This is a genomic window from Brevibacterium ammoniilyticum, assembly GCF_038429965.1.
GTDB lineage: Bacteria > Actinomycetota > Actinomycetes > Actinomycetales > Brevibacteriaceae > Brevibacterium > Brevibacterium ammoniilyticum.
In genome coordinates this window covers 40646-57247 of the sequence record NZ_BAABNP010000019.1, presented here as the reverse complement: position 1 = coordinate 57247, position 16602 = coordinate 40646, and the positions used below count along the sequence as shown (strand labels likewise).

22 protein-coding genes are annotated in these 16602 nt (G+C 68.6%); 9 read left to right on the top strand and 13 right to left on the bottom strand.

Annotated features, from left to right (window positions below; all coding sequences use genetic code 11):
- Positions 1 to 169 precede the first annotated feature (169 nt).
- Positions 170 to 460, top strand: coding sequence for a hypothetical protein (locus tag AAHA49_RS16325; protein WP_137826725.1), 291 nt, complete (start codon positions 170 to 172; stop codon positions 458 to 460).
- 164 nt (positions 461 to 624) lie between these two features.
- Here the strand turns inward: AAHA49_RS16325 and lnt are convergent, their stop codons facing one another.
- Both lnt and trxA read right to left on the bottom strand, forming a co-directional pair.
- On the bottom strand, positions 625 to 2271 hold the full coding sequence (gene lnt, locus AAHA49_RS16320; protein ID WP_240470766.1) for an apolipoprotein N-acyltransferase: 1647 nt from the start codon (positions 2269 to 2271) through the stop codon (positions 625 to 627).
- A gap of 79 nt (positions 2272 to 2350) precedes the next feature.
- Positions 2351 to 2716, bottom strand: a complete 366-nt coding sequence (gene trxA, locus AAHA49_RS16315) for a thioredoxin (RefSeq protein ID WP_026529640.1) — start codon at positions 2714 to 2716, stop codon at positions 2351 to 2353.
- Between the two features lie 123 nt (positions 2717 to 2839).
- On the opposite strand from trxA, the gene AAHA49_RS16310 reads away from it, so the two are divergent.
- Positions 2840 to 3719, top strand: a protein-coding gene (locus tag AAHA49_RS16310; protein WP_137826897.1) for an IS5 family transposase whose coding sequence is annotated in 2 segments (ribosomal slippage) — positions 2840 to 3196 and positions 3198 to 3719 — 879 coding nt in all. Because the reading frame shifts where the segments join, the coding sequence is not laid out codon by codon here.
- On the opposite strand, the gene AAHA49_RS16305 is transcribed toward AAHA49_RS16310, so the two are convergent.
- From AAHA49_RS16305 to AAHA49_RS16280, 6 genes are all read right to left on the bottom strand, one after another.
- Entirely contained in the window at positions 3702 to 4589 is an 888-nt protein-coding gene (locus AAHA49_RS16305; protein WP_137826896.1) for a sulfite exporter TauE/SafE family protein, read from the bottom strand. The genes AAHA49_RS16310 and AAHA49_RS16305 overlap by 18 nt on opposite strands.
- Positions 4590 to 4710: 121 nt before the next feature.
- Positions 4711 to 5310, bottom strand: a complete 600-nt coding sequence (locus tag AAHA49_RS16300; protein WP_026529644.1) for a rhodanese-like domain-containing protein — start codon at positions 5308 to 5310, stop codon at positions 4711 to 4713.
- 100 nt (positions 5311 to 5410) lie between these two features.
- The gene (locus tag AAHA49_RS16295) at positions 5411 to 6820 is read right to left on the bottom strand and encodes an MBL fold metallo-hydrolase (protein ID WP_026529645.1); all 1410 of its coding nucleotides are present in this window, start codon (positions 6818 to 6820) and stop codon (positions 5411 to 5413) included.
- A gap of 52 nt (positions 6821 to 6872) precedes the next feature.
- Entirely contained in the window at positions 6873 to 8129 is a 1257-nt protein-coding gene (locus AAHA49_RS16290) for a PQQ-binding-like beta-propeller repeat protein (RefSeq protein WP_051619735.1), read from the bottom strand.
- Positions 8126 to 8995 (bottom strand): cytochrome c biogenesis CcdA family protein, encoded by an 870-nt coding sequence (locus AAHA49_RS16285; protein WP_137826895.1) that lies wholly within the window; start codon positions 8993 to 8995, stop codon positions 8126 to 8128. Before AAHA49_RS16285 ends, AAHA49_RS16290 begins: the two co-directional genes overlap by 4 nt.
- A 6-nt stretch (positions 8996 to 9001) precedes the next feature.
- Entirely contained in the window at positions 9002 to 9754 is a 753-nt protein-coding gene (locus AAHA49_RS16280; protein ID WP_051619736.1) for a DsbA family protein, read from the bottom strand.
- 92 nt (positions 9755 to 9846) lie between these two features.
- On the opposite strand from AAHA49_RS16280, the gene AAHA49_RS16275 reads away from it, so the two are divergent.
- Genes AAHA49_RS16275 through AAHA49_RS16255 form a run of 5 tightly spaced genes read left to right on the top strand, consistent with a single transcriptional unit; the run spans position 9847 to position 12894 of the window.
- Positions 9847 to 10440, top strand: a complete 594-nt coding sequence (locus tag AAHA49_RS16275; protein ID WP_051619753.1) for a hypothetical protein — start codon at positions 9847 to 9849, stop codon at positions 10438 to 10440.
- Positions 10437 to 10826: a BlaI/MecI/CopY family transcriptional regulator gene (locus AAHA49_RS16270; RefSeq protein ID WP_035744493.1), complete on the top strand. Its 390-nt coding sequence runs from the start codon at positions 10437 to 10439 to the stop codon at positions 10824 to 10826. The genes AAHA49_RS16275 and AAHA49_RS16270 overlap by 4 nt, the downstream gene beginning before the upstream one ends.
- Entirely contained in the window at positions 10823 to 11806 is a 984-nt protein-coding gene (locus AAHA49_RS16265) for a M56 family metallopeptidase (protein ID WP_026529650.1), read from the top strand. The genes AAHA49_RS16270 and AAHA49_RS16265 overlap by 4 nt, the downstream gene beginning before the upstream one ends.
- 32 nt (positions 11807 to 11838) lie before the next feature.
- Complete coding sequence (locus tag AAHA49_RS16260) at positions 11839 to 12165, top strand: hypothetical protein (RefSeq protein ID WP_035744497.1); 327 nt, start codon at positions 11839 to 11841, stop codon at positions 12163 to 12165.
- A 30-nt stretch (positions 12166 to 12195) separates the two neighbouring features.
- Positions 12196 to 12894 carry an aspartate/glutamate racemase family protein gene (locus AAHA49_RS16255; RefSeq protein WP_026529651.1) on the top strand — a complete coding sequence of 233 codons (699 nt, stop codon included), beginning with the start codon at positions 12196 to 12198 and terminating at the stop codon, positions 12892 to 12894.
- A gap of 39 nt (positions 12895 to 12933) precedes the next feature.
- Here the strand turns inward: AAHA49_RS16255 and AAHA49_RS16250 are convergent, their stop codons facing one another.
- The 5 genes from AAHA49_RS16250 to AAHA49_RS16230 form a co-directional block, all read right to left on the bottom strand.
- A complete protein-coding gene (locus tag AAHA49_RS16250) occupies positions 12934 to 13587 on the bottom strand; it encodes a class I SAM-dependent methyltransferase (protein ID WP_026529652.1) in 654 nt (217 codons plus the stop codon).
- A complete protein-coding gene (locus tag AAHA49_RS16245; protein WP_169737488.1) occupies positions 13584 to 13748 on the bottom strand; it encodes a hypothetical protein in 165 nt (54 codons plus the stop codon). The genes AAHA49_RS16250 and AAHA49_RS16245 overlap by 4 nt, the downstream gene beginning before the upstream one ends.
- 66 nt (positions 13749 to 13814) lie before the next feature.
- A complete protein-coding gene (locus AAHA49_RS16240) occupies positions 13815 to 14090 on the bottom strand; it encodes a metal-sensitive transcriptional regulator (protein ID WP_026529653.1) in 276 nt (91 codons plus the stop codon).
- Entirely contained in the window at positions 14077 to 14397 is a 321-nt protein-coding gene (locus AAHA49_RS16235) for a hypothetical protein (RefSeq protein ID WP_026529654.1), read from the bottom strand. Before AAHA49_RS16235 ends, AAHA49_RS16240 begins: the two co-directional genes overlap by 14 nt.
- The gene (locus AAHA49_RS16230) at positions 14390 to 14524 is read right to left on the bottom strand and encodes a hypothetical protein (RefSeq protein WP_276203063.1); all 135 of its coding nucleotides are present in this window, start codon (positions 14522 to 14524) and stop codon (positions 14390 to 14392) included. The genes AAHA49_RS16235 and AAHA49_RS16230 overlap by 8 nt, the downstream gene beginning before the upstream one ends.
- 301 nt (positions 14525 to 14825) lie before the next feature.
- Between AAHA49_RS16230 and AAHA49_RS16225 the strand changes: the two genes are divergently transcribed.
- On the top strand, positions 14826 to 15374 hold the full coding sequence (locus AAHA49_RS16225) for a hypothetical protein (protein WP_026529655.1): 549 nt from the start codon (positions 14826 to 14828) through the stop codon (positions 15372 to 15374).
- 7 nt (positions 15375 to 15381) lie between these two features.
- The gene (locus AAHA49_RS16220) at positions 15382 to 16434 is read left to right on the top strand and encodes a helix-turn-helix domain-containing protein (RefSeq protein ID WP_084156996.1); all 1053 of its coding nucleotides are present in this window, start codon (positions 15382 to 15384) and stop codon (positions 16432 to 16434) included.
- The last annotated feature ends 168 nt before the right edge of the window (positions 16435 to 16602 follow it).

The following is a 16602-nucleotide window of genomic DNA, read 5'->3' as shown; positions in this document are numbered from 1 at the left end:
GCCGACCGGAGTCGCTGCTCACGCCGAGAGCCCAGACCTCTAGCGATCCGGTCGGCATAATCACCCGCTCCGCATAACGGCGCTTATGCGGAAGTTCGCATAAGCGCCGTACTCGGCGATCTGGCCGACCTGCGGTATGACACGCAATGGATCGGCCTACCAGCGTCCCTTGTCGGCGCTCCTCATCCCAGGCTTCGCGTCTTCATCCTCGCCCGCAGCCGGGGCACTGTTCAGGACGCCGCTCGCCACGGACTCGACTCGTGGCGGCGAGTCACTGGAACAGGTGAGGGCGAGGCGGGGGACGATCGCGCTCTCGCATCAGATCATCGACCTCGCGCTAAACGGGCCGACTGGCTTGCAGAGCAAGAGCAGCGAACCCGAGATGCTGTGGTTCCTGATCGAGGACATCTTCGCCGCTGGGGACGCTACGCCCGCGCCATCGCCCGATGGGAGCATGTGACAGGACGAATCGCGCCAGCGCTGCTAGACAGGACTAGTGGACCGCGGCCGTCGCCCGAGTTCGTGGAGTGGTTGATGGGTCTCCCCAGTGGTTGGATCACTGATCCGATCCATCAACTCACGGCTAATCAGCAGATCGCTGCGCTCGGCAACGGCGTTCTTCCGCTACAAGCGCTCTCGGCGATGCGCGTCGGCGCACTCGTGCAGGCCGATGCTGCTTCGTTGGCTGGAGTCCAGCACCCGATGGTGTCGCGAGGATGCACGGTCTCGCAGGAGGAGGAAGGCGAGGACGAGAAAGCCGGCGAGAGTGCCTGAGACGATCAGCGTGTTGATCGACTGCGCCAACATGACGGCGGCGGTGAGCCCGTCCCGGAGCTCAAGTTCGGCGATCATGAGTCCGGGTTCGTCCGCGGGTAGTGCGGCCAGCGTGGCGCCGTTCGGGGCGAGTACCTGGCTAGTGCCGGTGGTGGAGAGGTTGACCACGCTGCGGCCGGTCTCGATGGCGCGCATGCGCGCGAGCGCAAGCTGTTGCAGGTTCTCATCGGTGCCGCGGAAGTCGGCGTTGTTCGTCTGGAACATGAGCACCTGGGCACCGCTGTTCGCGGCTTCGTGAATGACATCATCGAATGCCACGTCGAAGCAGATCGCCAGTCCCACCTCTACGCCGTCGACCTCGATGGCGGGCGTGTCGACGCCGGCGGCGTACTCGCGTTCAAGGAGGTCTACCAGGCTGGGCACGAGCGCGCCGTAGAGCCACCGGTCGGGCACGTACTCGCCGAAGGGGACGGGATGGCGTTTGGCGTGGGTGGCCATCGGCCCGTTCGAGGTCCAGAGGAAGGAAGTGTTGTAGACGAGGTGGCCGTCTGCCGCGGCGGCATTGAGCAGGATCGGCGCATCGTATCGGGCGGCTGCATCGTCGAGCGCGTGAGCGGTGGCCTCGTCGGCGAGGGGATCACTGTCGACGCCGCCCTCGGGCCACAGCACGACGTCGACCTGTTCGTCTTCGAGAGGGGCGGAAGCGGCGAGCTGCGATTCCAGGACCGCGCCCGGTTCGTGCTCATCGACGTACGCGGCGGGGCCGTTGCCCTGCACAGCGCCCACCCGGATGGTGCCTGCGTGACTGGTCGGGAACTGCGGCACCAGGACCATCACCGCTGCGAGACCGAGCGCAGGGATCGGCGCCGCCCACGAAGCTAGAGGTGTTCTTGGGCGCTCGGTGGCGTTACCGCGTGCCGGTTGCGCGCGCACGATCCAACGGAGTGCTTCGATCGCGGCGGCGCACACGGCGACCATCAGGAAGCCCGGGCCGGAGACGCCGACCCATGACGCGATCGGCGCGATCGGGCTTTCCGATTGGCTCATCGCCACCCGTCCCCACGGGAATCCGCCGTAGGGCCAGGAGCCCATGATGAGTTCGCGGATCGTCCAGGCTCCCGCTACCAGCAGCGGCAGCGCCAGCAGCCGAATCGCGGAGGTGTTGCGCCGGCGCGGCAGCCATCGGTAGGCGAGGGCGATCGGCACCGTCAGCACAGCCGTGTAGATCGTCAGCGCGCCAGCTAGGGCCACCCACGGGACCCAGCTCAGCGGATGCTCCCCGAGAAACTGCGCCGACCAGGACACGTGAGGAAACCAGAACGCTGCGCCGAAGACTGTCCCGACCAGCAGCGCCGCCCAGGACCGTCGCCCGATGAGAGTGACCAGGGACAACGTCACCGAGACGAACGCCAGCGGCCACCACCCGAGTGAGGGGAACGCCGCATCCATCGCGAGCCCGGCCACGCCGGCAACTGGCATCGCGGCCCACAGCGGCAAGGGCGCAGGCTCGGACGCCCGCGTGCGCGTGGCGGCAGATGTCTCGACTCTGAGCCCGGAAATGGTGCTGCTCCCTGTTCTAGCGAGGGTCGGACTCCTGTATTTGCGCGCGTACGTGGTCCATGTCTAGGTCGCGGATTTTGCCGATCAGTTCGTGTAGCGCTTTGGCTGGGAGTGCTCCGGGCTGGGAGTAGACCAGGACGCCGTCTTTGAAGCCCATCAGCGTGGGGATGGAGGTGATCTGTGCGGCGGCGGCCAGGGATGCCTGGGCCTCGGTGTCGACCTTGGCGAACAGGATGTTGGGATGCTCGGCGGACGCGGCCTCGAAGACGGGGGCGAAGCTGCGGCATGGTCCGCACCAGGCGGCCCAGAAGTCGACCAGCACGATGGGATGGTCGGTGATGGCGGCTGAGAATGCGTCTTCGGTGAGGTCGATGGTTGTCATGAGGGTGGGGCTCCGGAGTCTGGTCGGCGACGGTGTGTTGTGAGGTGAAGCGGATCAGCCCGGGGTCGGTCGGGCTAGGGCGTGTCTCGTAAAGATTCTTGTGGGAACTGGGAGTGTGGAGGCATGTCACGTTTCCAGCTCCTCTCGGATAATCAATGGGGGATGATCGCTGATCTGCTGCCCGGCCCGACGGGCAGGCAGGGCCGCCCGTTCGCTGATGCGCGCACAATGGTCGAGGGCATCATCTACCGGTATCGGTGCGGGATCGCGTGGCGTGATCTCCCCGAAGTGTTCGGGCCGTGGCAGACCGTCTGGCGGTGGCATGCCCGGATGGCTCGCGAGGGCAGCTGGGATCTCGTGCAGGCTCGCCTGCACGAGCACGCCGATCGTGCAGGCCTGATCGACTGGTCGGTGTCGGTGGATTCCACGATCGCTCGCGCGCACCAGCACGCAACGAATGTGGCTCGGGTAAAAAAGGGATTCATCGAATTACAAGAATCTGCTGATCGAGCCGCTTGATCATGCGATCGGTCGTTCCCGGGGCGGGTTATCAACGAAGACGCATCAACTCGTTGACGGGCAGGGCCTGCCGCTCGTGACGATCTGCACGGCCGGTCAGGACGGAGACTCGCCGATGCTGATCCCGCTCATGGAACAGCTTCGTGTCGGGCGTCGCAACAGGCCCGACGCCCTGTTGGGTGACAAGGCGTACTCATCGCGGGCGAACCGGACCCACCTCAGAGACCGTGGTATCGAGGCAGTGATCCCCGAACCTCGCGACCAGCAGGCCAACCGGAAGCGGCGCGGTTCGCGAGGTGGCCGCCCGCCGAGGTTCGATGCTGAGAAGTACCGGGACCGGAACGCGATCGAACGAGGCTACTGCCGGTTGAAGCAATGGCGTGGGCTCGCCACCCGGTACGACAAACTCGCGATCGTGTACCGGGCCTCGGTTGTGCTCAATGGTGTGATTGCCTGGCTCAACTATTTACGAGACACACCCTAGGCCGAAGGGACAGTTGAGAGCGGTCAGCCGGCAGACGAGGACGAGGACCACCGTGATGAGTCCGAGGCCTCCGGTGGCGATCGCCCAGGCCGGCGGCAGCTCGATGAGGAGCACGAGCGTTCCGGTGAGCAGGACGAAGATGCCGAAGACCTTCTGGAGGGCGTCGGCTGGTATGCGTCCTGACAGGCGCGCACCGAGGAGCGCTCCGAGCACGGCCATCGCGGTGACCGCGGCCACGAGGGGCCAGTCGAGGGTCACCGTGGTCAGGTAGCCGGCGAGTCCGGCGAAGGACTTCATCGCGATCACCAGCAGTGAGGTGCCCACGGCCACCGGCATGCTGAGGCCGCCCAGCAGCACGAGGGCGGGGACGATGAGGAAGCCGCCGCCGGCGCCGACGATCCCGGTGATGAGGCCGACGACGATGCCTTCGAGCATGGTCCGCAGCATCGGCAGCGAGTGGGCGCGGCCGGTCCCCGCATCGGCGGTGGGTTGGTCGGTGTCGCGCCTGGGCTTTCTGGTGACCATCGCGATCGCGGTGGCGATCATCATGATCGCGAAGGCCACCATCAGCACGGCACCGGGGAGCTGGCCTCCGATGAGTCCTCCGGCGAAGGCGCCCACCATGCCAGCGGCTCCGAAGATGAGCCCGGTGCGCCATCGGACTCGACGGTGCCGGGCGTGCACGACGAGGCTGGACAGCGAGGTCACGCCGACGATCAGAAGCGAGGCCGCGATGGCCTCTTTCGGGGGCATGCCTGCGATGTAGGTGAGCAGCGGGACGGTCAGGATCGACCCGCCACCGCCGAGCGTCCCTAGCGCGAGCCCGACACCGACGGCGAGCACGAGGGTGAGGATCAGGGTGCCGCTCACTCGTGCTCACCGGGCATCGTGGTTGGTGCTGCGGGTCGTGACGCCGACCGTGCCGATGCCGGTCCAAGATGCGGGGTCGTTGCAGTTGAACGCCGTCGGAACGTCGGAGCACGCAAGGGCATCACAGTTCCCGGGTCGCGACCGGGATGGATGCGATCGCGCTCCGTGCGGTGGGGCTGGCCGTGACCTTGTTCCAGGGCATGCGGGAGAGGATGCGGCCCATCAGGCAGGAGCCGGTGAGCGCCGCGACGACGAGCCCGGCGCTGAGCGCGAACGCGATGAACCGGGACTCCGGCCAGAGGAACTCGGCCACGAGCAGGCTCACCAGGACGATCAGCCCGGCCGTGAACCGCACCTGGCGCTCGATGTCCCAGCGAGCTGCGCCGCGGACCACCTGGCCGCCAGCGGCTTCGAAGGCGGGCACGCCGCCGGTGAGCACGTTGGCCGTCCGCACGCCGGCGGCAGCGAGATGCTGCTGGGCCTGGGCGGCGCGGTTGCCGGACTGGCACACCAGCACCGCGCGGTGCCCGAGCCGCTCTGCCAGCTCCGAGGCGTGTTCGGTCAGCAGCGGCAGCGGGACGTTGTACGAGCCGTGGATATGGAGGGTCTCGAACTCGGCCGGTGACCGCACGTCGATGATCGTGAGGTCGTCGTGGAGCTGACGCCACTGGGCGAGTTCCTCGGCGGTGATCGTTCGGAGTTCGGCGGAGGGATTGGTCATGGGGTGGTTCCTCGTCAGGTCTGGCCGCGGGCAGCGGAGATGCGAACGGAAGGGGCTGGGGCCGACCGCCCGTCGGAGGATGCGAGCGGTCCGCTGTGCATCAGGCCAGTGCGGTCTCGCTGGTGGCCTCCTGCCATGCGCGCCAGGCGTTGTAGCTGCCGTCGAGTTCTACGACGTCGTGCCCGGCGCGTCGTAGGGCGCTGGCGGCGACGGTGTTCCGCATCCCGGACTGGCAGTAGGTCACGATCGTGCCGGAGCGCGGCAGCTCGTCTTGGTGCCAGAGCACGCGCGCGGCGCTGAGCTGTGTGGCGCCGGGGATGTGCCCGGCGGCGTACTCGCTGCGCTGGCGCACGTCCAGCAGCAGCGCGGCATCGAAACCTGCCAGCTCGGCCGGCTCGATGAGGGGCGGGACGAACAGGGGAAGCCCGTCGATGGTGGTGACGTAGCCGGCGGTCTGGTCGATGCCGACCCGCAGCAGCCGATCCGCGATCGCCTGGGCGGCGGTCTGGTCGTCGGCCAGCAGAACCAGCGGACGCGAGTCGGTCTCGGGATCGTAGGCCCAGGCGGCGTAGGTGGCGGTCTTGGGGCCATCGGGGATGTTGAGCGAGCCGGCAACGGTGCCCTGATGGGCCTGCGCCGGCGGGCGGGTGTCGACGAAGGTGATCTCGTCGGCCTCCAGCCGCCGCGCCACCTCCGCTACGGCCAGCTCTGGCACCGGGCCGCGCTCGCCCAGCACAGCGGGACCCTCGCGGTTCTGCTTCTTCATCCTCGCGAAGTAGGCGTGCGCGTCGGGCTGCCCGTCGAGCAGCTCCTCGATGAACCCCTGCTCGTCGTCGGCAGCCAGGTGACGCGACCACCAGGCGTTCGCGCGTTCGTAGCCGACCGTGGTCGAGGGCAGCGCTCCGAGCGCCTTGCCGCACGCACTGCCGGAGCCGTGCCCCGGGTGGACCTGGACGTGATCGGGCAAGGTCAGGAACACCTCACGCAAGCTGGTGAACAGTTGCCGCGCGCCCTCGAAGCGGGTGTCGACCCCGCCCGCGGCCTCGTCCAGCAGGTCGGGGCGGCCCAGGTCCCCGGCGAACACGAAGTCGCCGGAGATGAGGTAGCCGGGCTCGCTGGCGAAGGCGCCGTCGGTGACCAGGAACACCAGGTGCTCAGGGGTGTGACCAGGCGTGTGCCGGGCCTGGATCGTGATGTTGCCGATCGTGATCGTGTCGCGGTCGTACAGACGCCGGGCGTCGAACCCGTACTGCCAGTCCGCGCCGCCCTCGCCGGAGACGTAGACCTCGGCGCCGACCGCCGCAGCCAGCTCGCGGGTCCCGGACAGGTAGTCAGCGTGGATGTGGGTCTCGGTCACTGCGACGATCCGCATGCCGTGCTTGGCCGCGAGCGCCAGGTAGTCCGCGATGTCGCGGCGCGCGTCGATCACCACCGCCTCGCCCTTGGCCTGGCAGCCGATGAAGTACCCGGCCTGCGCCAGGTCCTCGTCGTAGATGCGTTCGAGGAGCACTGTTCATCCTTCCGTCGATGGCATTGATACCCCTGGGGGTCTTTTTACCGTCTCATACCCCCTGGGGTATTTCAAGTCGAGAGTGCGACCCGAGCGCCCCCATACCGGCGGGGCTGGAGGTCGGGGAGGACTCGTTCAGAGGGGACTCAGCGATCGTCGCCACCAGGTGCCGTCGTTCCTGGAGGAGGAGTGCAGCGCCGTTGATGGTGATGTGGGTGGGCACGATGATCGGTCCTTGGCCGTCGGGTTCGTAGGCTTGGGCGACATCGCCGGTGAGGACGTTGTGGACCCGGATCGCTCCGTCCTCTCGCAGGTAGAGGAAGACGCCGCCGATCGCCGCGATGGTGGTCTCGGCGGCAACAGGCAGGGACCACAGCGGTCGGTCGTCGGTGTCGTAGCCGTGCAGGCCGGTGTCGTCCAGGGTGACGAGGGTCCCGGTGGTGGGGTCTACGGCGGCGTCGCGTGCGGTGCTGCTCACGATGCTGCCCTGATCCAGGTCGAGGAGTGCGCCGGTGGTCTCGGAGGTGGCGATGAGCGCGAGCCCGTCTCCCGGTGCAGGGCGCAGGGACGCGCTGATGGACGCCGCTGTCCAGCCGTGCTCGGCGAGGGGGACGCGCCAGAGCTCGTGATCGTCGGCCGTGTCGCGCGCGATCAGAGCGTCCTCGTGGGTGAGCAGCACGATGCCGTGGTACTCGCCGATGATGCGGATGCGTTCGGGGCTCGACTCGTCGGCCGCGACGTCTCCGGTGGTGGGGTCGAGCGCGACGCGTGGGCCGGTCTCGCCCATGAAGCCTTCGGGAGGTGCGGCGAAGACCAGGCCGGGGCCTTGGTAGGGGCCGGGAACCTCGACCGGGCCCCAGACCTGTTCTCCGGTCGTCAGGTCGTAGGCGGTGGCAGTCGTGGCGGCCAGGGCGTCGGCCGTGGTCTGGAGGTCGCCCAGGATCGCGAGGGTTCGGCCGTGCGCGTCGGTGGTCACGACGAACCCGGTGCAGCTCGCTGGACGTTGCGCGGCCCACAGCACGTCGCCGTGGACGTCCACGGCGGTGAACTCCAGCACGCCGTCGTGTTCGCCGGCGGCCAGATACACCCCGTCCGCGTACTGCGGAGTGATGTCCCACCCGGGGTCCACGACCTCCAGCTCCTCGAATGGCGTCGGCAGCCGCATGCCCGAGGTGTCCACCACGGGTAGCGACCCATCGACCGGGTAGGGGTCTCGGACGGGTTCGGGCTCGGATGCCCCGCAGCCGGTCACCAGCAGCGCGGCCACGGCGGCGAGGGCAAGGCTGGAGCGTCGCCGGCGCGGCGTCATGACTGTTCCGTGCGGTGCTCGCCCGCCTGGGCGTCAGCGCGAGCGCGGGTGCGGCGGCGTCTGGCCCAGAGCACGAGCACGATCCCGGCGATGAGGACGACGGCGAGGATGTCCAGGATCGGGTTCGCCAGGATCGCGGTGTTCTCCTGGAGCCAGGCCTGGGCGTCGATCGGAACCAGTTCGGGAGCCCCGACCAGGCCGTTGGTGGTCCAGAACAGCACCCCGACGCCCATGATGAGCAGCCCGGTGACCACCGAGGTGGTGTGCAGCTCCCGGCCCAGCACGGTGAACGCTCGCCCGCGCAGGAACCGGCGTCCGCGGGCGCCGAGGCGCTGCCAGAGCGCGGCGATCAGCAGTAGCGGCAGCACCATTCCCGCGCCGTACACGGCGAGCATGACGCCGGCGGCGAGGGTGTCGCCGCGGGCGGCGGCCAGGGTGAGCACGGCGCCCAGGATCGGGCCGGCGCAGAATCCCGCGATGCCGCTGGCAGCGCCCAGCAGCACCGTCTTGACCAGTCCGGTCTTGGACGCCGCTTGCGCGTGCAGGTCGGCCCCGGCCGGTAGCAGCCGGGCAGGGTCGAACCCGAACCCGAGCGCCTGTGCCGCGCCGAGGACGACCAGGACCAGCGAGGCGACGAGCACGATCGCCTGCCGGTGGGTCACGAACAGCGTCCCCAGGGCGCCGGCTCCGACTCCCACGGGGACCAGGACGGTCAGCAGGCCGACGTAGAACACGGCTCCGTGCAGCAGCAGTCGGGGGCCGGTGCCGATCGTGGAGGCGAAGAACGCCGGCATCAGCAGCGCCGCGCACGGGCTCAGCAGCGCGAGCGTGCCGCCGGCGAACGCGGCGAGCAGTCCGATGTCCACGCGGGGTCACTCCGCCGCGTCGAGCGCGGTCTGGAACGCGTCCTCGAAGATCTCGGTGGGCTGCGCCCCGACGATCGGCTGTCCGCCCAGGATGAAGATCGGGGTGGAGGTGGCGCCGAGGTCGAATCCGAACTGCTGGTTGGCGGCGATCACCTGCGCCGTCTCCTCCGAGCCCAGGTCGGCGGTGAACTGCTCGGTGTCCAAACCGAGTTCGCCGGCCAAGGCGATCAGGGCTTCCTCGCTCAGTTCGCTCTCGGACCTGCGCTCCCCGTCCTCGAACAGGGCGTCGTGGTACTCCCAGAGCGCCCCCTGGAGGGCGGCGGCGTACGAGGCCCGCGCTGCGCGCTCGGACGCGGGACCGAACACGTTGATGTCGCGCCACTCGATCCGCAGGTCACCGGCGTCGACGTGCTCCATCATCGATGGCAGCGTCTGCTCGCTCCACCTGGCGCAGAACGGGCACTGATAGTCCGAGAACACCACGAGCACTACCGGCGCATCCACGGGCCCGGCAGCGAGCAGGTCCGCCTCGTCCCTGGTCTCGGCCGCAGACAGGTCCGGTTGCTCGGGGTTCTGCACCTCCGTCGGCGCGCCGTTATCCGACGGCGAGCCCCCTTCCTCGGCCGTCGTGCCACCCCAGTTCACCGCCACGATCACGGCGATCAGGACAGCAGCCAGGGTCAACACGGCGACCGGCACGACCCATGACGACCTCGAACGGTTCGACGGTTTCGGGCGGTTCGTGGTCTCGGTGGGCATAGGGATTCTCCTGTCACTGTCGCGGGCACCGATCTCTACTATCTCAGATAGTCGACTATGCGTGGTAGTCGAGTCATGTCAGAATGGGTTCCATGACCTCTCCCACGACTCGATCCCGCCAGGGCATCGGTGAAAGCTTCCGGTTGGCGGTCCAGGCGCTTCGAGGGTGGACGGGCCGGCAGGTGCTGGTCGCGATCGCCGCCTCGGCGGTCGTCGCGGTGGTGATCGGGGTGGCGACGGTGCTGATCCCCAACCCGGTGTTCGGTCGAGACATCCCGCCGGTGTGGTGGAACTATCCGGTGTGGCTGGTCACCTCGGTGCTGTCGGGCATGCTGGTCGCCACCTATGTCCGCCCGTACCGCGCCGCCGCGGACAAGCAGCAGGCGAACGTGGTCAGCGAGGACGGCAGCACCGCCACCGACGCGGCCGATGAGGTGCAGGCGCGGCGCAGCAGTCGGATGGGGATGGCCGGCGGCATCCTGGCGTGGTTCGCGGTGGGGTGCCCGGTGTGCAACAAGCTGGCGCTGCTGGCGCTGGGGTACTCGGGAGCGATCACCTGGTTCACTCCCGTGCAGCCGTTCCTCGCGCTCGGCGCGCTGATCCTGACCGGCGTCGCACTGGTGTGGCGACTGCGCGGGCAGGTCGCGTGCCCGGTCCGCCCCGAGCCGGTGGCGGCTGTGCGATGAAGGCCGCCGATGGGGGCTCGGGCGACCTGCTGCGCCTGGGGGCGCTGGAGGCGCAGGTGATGGACGTGCTGTGGGACCACGGCCCGGCCACCGTCCGCGAAGTGATCGAGCACCTGCCCTCCGACCCCGCCTACACCACCATCGCGACCGTGCTCACCAACCTGGATCGCAAGCGCCTGGTGACCATCACGAGGCAGAACCGGTCCACCCGGTACGGCGCCAAGATCAGCAGGCACGAGCACGCCGCGGGGCTGATGGAGCAAGTGCTGGAGGCCAGCCGCGACCGGGCCGCCTCGATCCTGCAGTTCGTGGACTCGATGCCCGAGAACGACCTGGACCTGCTGCGCGACTACCTGGAACGCCGCGACCGGGGAGACATGCCATGACCGTGGGCATGCTCACGGTGGCGCTTTCGGCCGGACTGATCGCGTTGGCGGTGTTCGGGCCGGCTCTGCTGCGGCACGCGGCCCCCGCTCTGGTGCGGGTCCCGCGCCTGGCGATCGTGGTCGTCGCCGGCGGCATCGGGGTCTGGCTGGTCACGCTGCTGGCGATCGGCCCCGTGCTGGCCTGGGCCGGAGCCGGCCCCGCGCTGCTGCCCGAACGCGCGGCCGAGGTCTGCCAACGGTGCCTGAGCGCCGCGAACCCGTTCGCCGCCGACACCACCGACACCCTGGTGCCCGCGGTGCTGCTGCTCGCCCTGCCGGTGGCGCTGGCCCTTGCCCTGGGAGCAGGGCTTGCCCGCCAGATGTCCCGGCGTAGCTCCCGCTCCCGGCACGCCGCCCGCACGCTGCTGCACGGCGCGCGGCGGCAGCTCCTGCATGGACACGAGGTGGCACTGGTCGACGCCGAGCACCCGTTCGCGCTCACCTTCCCCGCCCGTCACGGCGGGATCGTGCTCTCCACCGGCGCGGTGCGCGCGCTGGAGCCGGGCGAGCTGGCCGCCGTGCTGGCCCACGAGCACGCCCACCTGCACCAACGCCACCACCTCATCACCGCGCTGGTGGACAGCATCGCCGCCTACCTGCGGTGGGTGCCGCTGATCCGCGCTGCCGCCGACGCGCTGCCGCACTACCTGGAGATCGCCGCGGACGACCAGGCCCGCCGTCACGCAGGAACCCCGGCGCTGGTCAGCGCCCTGGTCAAGCTCGGCGAACGCACCCACCCCGCCATGCCGCAGCACTCCTGCCCGGTCGCCCTCCACGCCGCCGGTCCCGAACGCATCCGCCACCTCGTCCACCCCAGCGCCGGGCTGGCAGGCGCCCTGCCCGCCGTCGCGATCGCCGCATATCTGGTCGGCATGGCCGCCCTTGCCGCCGCCGTCCACCTGCCCTACGTCTCGGCCGCCCTCACCGGCTGCGCCACCTGACCCCGCCAGAACAAGAGAGAACAACCAAGCCCATGGATGAGAACCCTCGTGAGGTGATCCTGCACGTGGCCGACGACCCCGCCGACGTGCAACGGGCGCTGGACGCCGCCGCCGGACTCCACGCCGCCGGCCTGGGAGTGCGGGTGCGGGTCGTCGTCAACGGCCCGGCACTGGCCGGCCTGACCGGCACCGATGCCGTCCAGGTGCCCGAGCACACCGAGGTGGCCGCGTGCAGCGTCGGGCTCGGACGGCGCGGCATCGACCCCGGCGAGCTGCGACCCGAGGTCGGCACCGTCCCCTCCGCGGTCACCGCGATCGTCCACGCGCAACTGGCCGGCGCCGCCTACATCCGCATCTGACCGGACCAGAAGGTGGCAGATGGAGCGCCGATGAGGACCATCGGGTTGCTGCACGGGATGAGCAGCGTCGCGACGGTGGACTACTACCGCCGGATCAACGACCGCGTGAACGAGCTGCGTGGCGGGCATGAGCGAGCCGAGCTGGTGCTGTCCAGCGTGAACTTCGGCGTCATCGAACGATGCGTGCGCGCCGAAGCCTGGGATGAGGCCGGACAGTATCTGGCAGGCAAAGCCCGGGGCCTGCAGCGGGCGGGAGCGGACTTCATCGCCTGCGGGAGCAACACCATGCACCGGGTCGCGCCCGTCATCGAGGCGGCGATCACCGTCCCGTTCCTGCACATCGCCGATGTGGTCGCGACCGCAGCGACCGACCTCGGGGTGACCCGGCTGGGACTGCTCGGCACCGCGCCGACGATGGAACAGGACTTCTACCGGGGAAGACTCGAGCGAGCGGGCTTCACTGTGCTGACCCCGGAGCCCGTCGACCGGGCCACGGTCGATCAGATCATCTTCGACGAGCTGACCAGACACGTGTTCCGGCCAGAGTCTCGGGAGACCTACATCCGGGTCATGACAGACCTCCACGCGGCCGGGGCCGAGGCGATCGTGCTCGGATGCACCGAGATCATCCTCTTGGTCGGCCCCGACGACGTGCCGGGACTGCCGCTGCTGGACTCGACCACGCTGCACGTCGAAGCCACCGTCCAGACCGCGATGTCCCGCGGCTAAGCCGCCCCACAGCGGGTCCGCCGCGCCGGGACGAGCCGGTCACCGGCGCTGGAGGAGAAGCACCCCGTCGGTCAGCTCGGCGGCCTCGCCGGAGGGTGCGGTGGCGTGTCGGGTGTGCGTCTGGATGCTCAAGACGAGCCAGTCGTGCTCGTTGAGGTTCAGCTCCACGAACTGTCGTGCCGGGCTGGGAAAGCTGTGCGCGGGATGATCCGCGGCGTCGACCCAGGGTGGGGGTGCGGCGTGGGAGAGGACCACGAGGTGACCGCCGGCGCGCACCGCGGTGGCTGCGCGTTGCAGGATCGCGATGCGCGGGAGCGGGACAGGCGAGTGCAGGAAGCTGGCGGTCACCAGATCGTAGGGGCCGTCGTCCGGCTCCCACCGTGCCAGGTCGGCGGTGACGAACCGGGTGGCCGCGCTGGCCTGTTGACGCTGAGCCTCGCGGCGTGCGCGCGCGGTCGCGGTGGCGGAGATGTCCACGCCGGTGACGATCCAGCCCTGGGTGGCGAGCCAGATCGCGTCGGCGCCCTCCCCGCACCCCAAATCCAGCGCTTTCCCCGGAGCCAAGTGCTGCACAGCGTGGACCAGGCTAGGGTTCGGGCGGCCCGACCACACGCGCTCGGCGTCCCGGTAGCGGCCCTCCCAGAACTCCTGAGGATTCTGAGAGGGCGAGTCGTGGCGCGTGGCGCCTGTCATCGTCCGAACAGGCGGGCGAAGAACCCGCCCGTCGCGGGTGCCTTCTCCTTCTCCTTGTCGTGTCCGGGGCACCACTGGCCCGCCGGCACGGTGCGCTTGACCTCGGCGATGTGCTGGCCGCAGCCGGCCCAGGTGGTCTTGCCGCAGGTCTTACAGGTCACAGCTCGGCACATGGATTGCTTCTTCCTTCGAGGGCTGTCTGTCGGTTGGTCGTGAGGATCGCTCGTTCAGGCGAGCGTGAGGAACAGCTTCTCCAGCTCCTCGGTGGTGATGTCGTCGGCACGGTTGGTGCCGTCGGGGTCGGCGATGCAGTCCTTCATCGCGGTGGAGATGATCGCGAACCCGGCACGGTCAAGCGCCGAGGAGACCGCCGCGAGCTGGGTCACCACCTCCCGGCACGACCCGCCGCCTTCGACCGCGTCAATGACGGCGTTGAGCTGGCCGCGGGCGCGGCGGAGCCGGTTGAGGATGCGGCGCTGGGCGTCGGGGTCACTCGTGGACATGAGAACTCCTGTTCGGGACGGGGGCGCTCGTCAGGTCGACGTGCTGCCGGGCATCGGGGATGTCGAGTGTGTGCTGCGGCGTCTGAGACTGCCGACCAGTGGTGAGCCAGTTCGTCGGGCATGTTCCCGTGACCGCCATGACCGCGATGACGGCGGCCATCACGCCGGCGACTACCGCGATCGCCGGGTCCGTCGACAGCATGGACGCACCGAACGAGCCGACGATCAGGGCGACGGCTCCACGGCTCAGCCGCGCCCATACGCCGGCGCGGCATGCCGGGGCGCAGGTGAGCTGTTGGTCAGACATAGGCGAAACTCCTCCGACGGTCAGGAACGCCGTCGAGCGGGTGGTCGGCCCAAAGGCCCAGGATCAGCACCGAGCTCTCCTCGACCACCCGGGTCGGGTTCTCTCGCCTGATCTCGGTCGCACCCATGACTCCAACATACCCCCGGGGGTATCTCGATCTCAACTCTTGTCATCGCAGCGTCGCGAACGAGGTCTCCGCGACAGAGGCAAGCGGACTCTCCGCAGGGTTGTGCAGCGCCCGCCGATCGCTCCTCACGCAGCCCACTCCTCTCGGGCCGTGTAGGCCGCAGAGGTCACGGGCCGGCCGGGAGGCGGCTACCTCACGGCGGCCGGCGAAGACCGGCTGAACCATACGACTATGCTAGATAGTAACTATGATGGATAGTCGAGCATGAGCTTTGGTCGACGCGCGGAACGGGGTTCGGAGCATGCGGGAGACAGTCGGACGGAGCAAGCAGCCGCCGCGGCGCTGGCATGGGACCCTCGGCGCGGCGGCGGGGACGGTCCTCGTCCTCGCTGGCGGGGCGGTGCTGGTAGGCCTTCTCGCCGCGCCGGAGCGGGTCGAGTATGTGTACGGGACGGTGAAGACGGCGGTGACGGGAAGCATCCATGCCGCGCGGGAGGACGCGTTCGGAGACCTGCCCACCGTGGACTTGGGCGCCACGGGTGGCGTGCACGAACTAGACGGCTGCGACGGAACGTTCACGGAGATGAGTTCCTACGAGCGGGAGGGTGTTCCGCCGGTATGGGCAGCCCACAACAACTGTCAAGGCGACGTCCTGCTCCCCTGGGAGATAGGCCAACGGGTGCAGGTCGAGGGCAGCGATCAGGTGTATGAAGTGGTTGATATCCGCCACACGCCAAAGACCTGGGCGACCACCGACGACCTGCTTGGCCTCGACGGTTCATTCGCCTTGCAGACATGCTTCTACGGCGAGGACCGGATGAAGTTCGTTGGGCTCGAACCGGTCGATTAGTCGCGGGATGGTCGAGACCCGCCCGTCGCGCAGTCCTCAGCGCGGTCCGTCTGGTGCCCGCGAAAGAGGTGGTCAGGAATCCCATCCCAGGAATGCGGTTGATGAGCCCGAATCGGTCGCCGCGTCGAACCAACACGAGTCCTGCAGTCTCCGCGGTTTCGCGCCCATCCTCGCCCGGAACCGCATCATCGTCCAGCCGGTCGGGCCGTTGGCCTACGACTGCGTTCAGGTCATCGTCGTTCGCGATGGAAGCGCCATCCTGTTTAGCGAGTTCAAGCAGAAGTTGGTCAAGTTTGGGGACGTGATTCTCCTGGGGGCCAACACACTGCTTGGGGGTGAACCCGAGGGTCGTGCAACTGTGACGACGGTCTATCTCGATACCGACTACTTGATCGACCAGATTTTCTGGCAACACGTCGGCATATTACGGGACCGCCTCGACGCGCAGTGCTTTGCCGAGACTATGTATGCCGAGCCTGCGCAGGTACTTCATATCGGCGAAGATCGAGCGAGAATGCTGATGCCGCGTCTCGATGAGCTGGTTGCTCTCAGTATCGATGGCCGATTCGCGGAGAACTTCAATCGAATGCAGGCATTGTGGTTCAGCATCGCTCATGTCGTGACTCCCTTTATCAAAACCTCACCGATCCGTACATCCCCGACGCAGCGCGCGACCGCGATACCCTCGCTACCTCGTGTTCGTCGGTTTGCGCCGTTGCGCACAGAAGCGCGCAAGGTCGCTGAACTCTTACGGACGGACCCGGCGCGGCGTTGGTCCGTGTCGGAATTGGCAGATGAAGTACATCTGTCGAAGTCACAGGTCAACCGCATCTTCGTTGAGGCGTACGGGAAGTCACCGATCGCTTACCTGACCATGCAGCGAGCCGAGCGGATGGCGCATCTTCTACGCACGACGTCCCGCTCTGTTGCGGCGATCGCTCAGGAGGTGGGCTGGAGCGATCCTGACTTCGCCGCTCGCCAGTTCCGCCGCGGCGTCGGCCTTACTCCCAGCGACTACCGGACGATGCATCGGGTGACGTCCACGCAAGCGGCCGGGTGAAGGACGCATCTGTCCGGGTGATAGCCGCGGGATCGGTGGCCGCAGGCCCCCGGGCCAGTTCCGATCCGGTAGGCCGGTAGAGACTCGTCGGGTTCGTCGCGGAGCCTGGCGGTCGCCAGTCTTGTTCCGTCGTCCGTCTCGTCTTCCTGATCCGCCCGGCGTACCTCG

Coding starts and splice junctions, on each gene's coding strand:
- trxA (WP_026529640.1), bottom strand. CDS start 2,716: ATGACAACCATCGACCTCACCGAAGACGCATTCTCAGCCGCCATCACC.
- AAHA49_RS16300 (WP_026529644.1), bottom strand. CDS start 5,310: ATGACCAATCCCTCCGCCGAACTCCGAACGATCACCGCCGAGGAACTC.
- AAHA49_RS16290 (WP_051619735.1), bottom strand. CDS start 8,129: ATGACGCCGCGCCGGCGACGCTCCAGCCTTGCCCTCGCCGCCGTGGCC.
- AAHA49_RS16280 (WP_051619736.1), bottom strand. CDS start 9,754: ATGCCCACCGAGACCACGAACCGCCCGAAACCGTCGAACCGTTCGAGG.
- AAHA49_RS16275 (WP_051619753.1), top strand. CDS start 9,847: ATGACCTCTCCCACGACTCGATCCCGCCAGGGCATCGGTGAAAGCTTC.
- AAHA49_RS16270 (WP_035744493.1), top strand. CDS start 10,437: ATGAAGGCCGCCGATGGGGGCTCGGGCGACCTGCTGCGCCTGGGGGCG.
- AAHA49_RS16265 (WP_026529650.1), top strand. CDS start 10,823: ATGACCGTGGGCATGCTCACGGTGGCGCTTTCGGCCGGACTGATCGCG.
- AAHA49_RS16260 (WP_035744497.1), top strand. CDS start 11,839: ATGGATGAGAACCCTCGTGAGGTGATCCTGCACGTGGCCGACGACCCC.
- AAHA49_RS16255 (WP_026529651.1), top strand. CDS start 12,196: ATGAGGACCATCGGGTTGCTGCACGGGATGAGCAGCGTCGCGACGGTG.
- AAHA49_RS16250 (WP_026529652.1), bottom strand. CDS start 13,587: ATGACAGGCGCCACGCGCCACGACTCGCCCTCTCAGAATCCTCAGGAG.
- AAHA49_RS16240 (WP_026529653.1), bottom strand. CDS start 14,090: ATGTCCACGAGTGACCCCGACGCCCAGCGCCGCATCCTCAACCGGCTC.
- AAHA49_RS16235 (WP_026529654.1), bottom strand. CDS start 14,397: ATGTCTGACCAACAGCTCACCTGCGCCCCGGCATGCCGCGCCGGCGTA.
- AAHA49_RS16230 (WP_276203063.1), bottom strand. CDS start 14,524: ATGGGTGCGACCGAGATCAGGCGAGAGAACCCGACCCGGGTGGTCGAG.
- AAHA49_RS16225 (WP_026529655.1), top strand. CDS start 14,826: ATGCGGGAGACAGTCGGACGGAGCAAGCAGCCGCCGCGGCGCTGGCAT.
- AAHA49_RS16220 (WP_084156996.1), top strand. CDS start 15,382: ATGGTCGAGACCCGCCCGTCGCGCAGTCCTCAGCGCGGTCCGTCTGGT.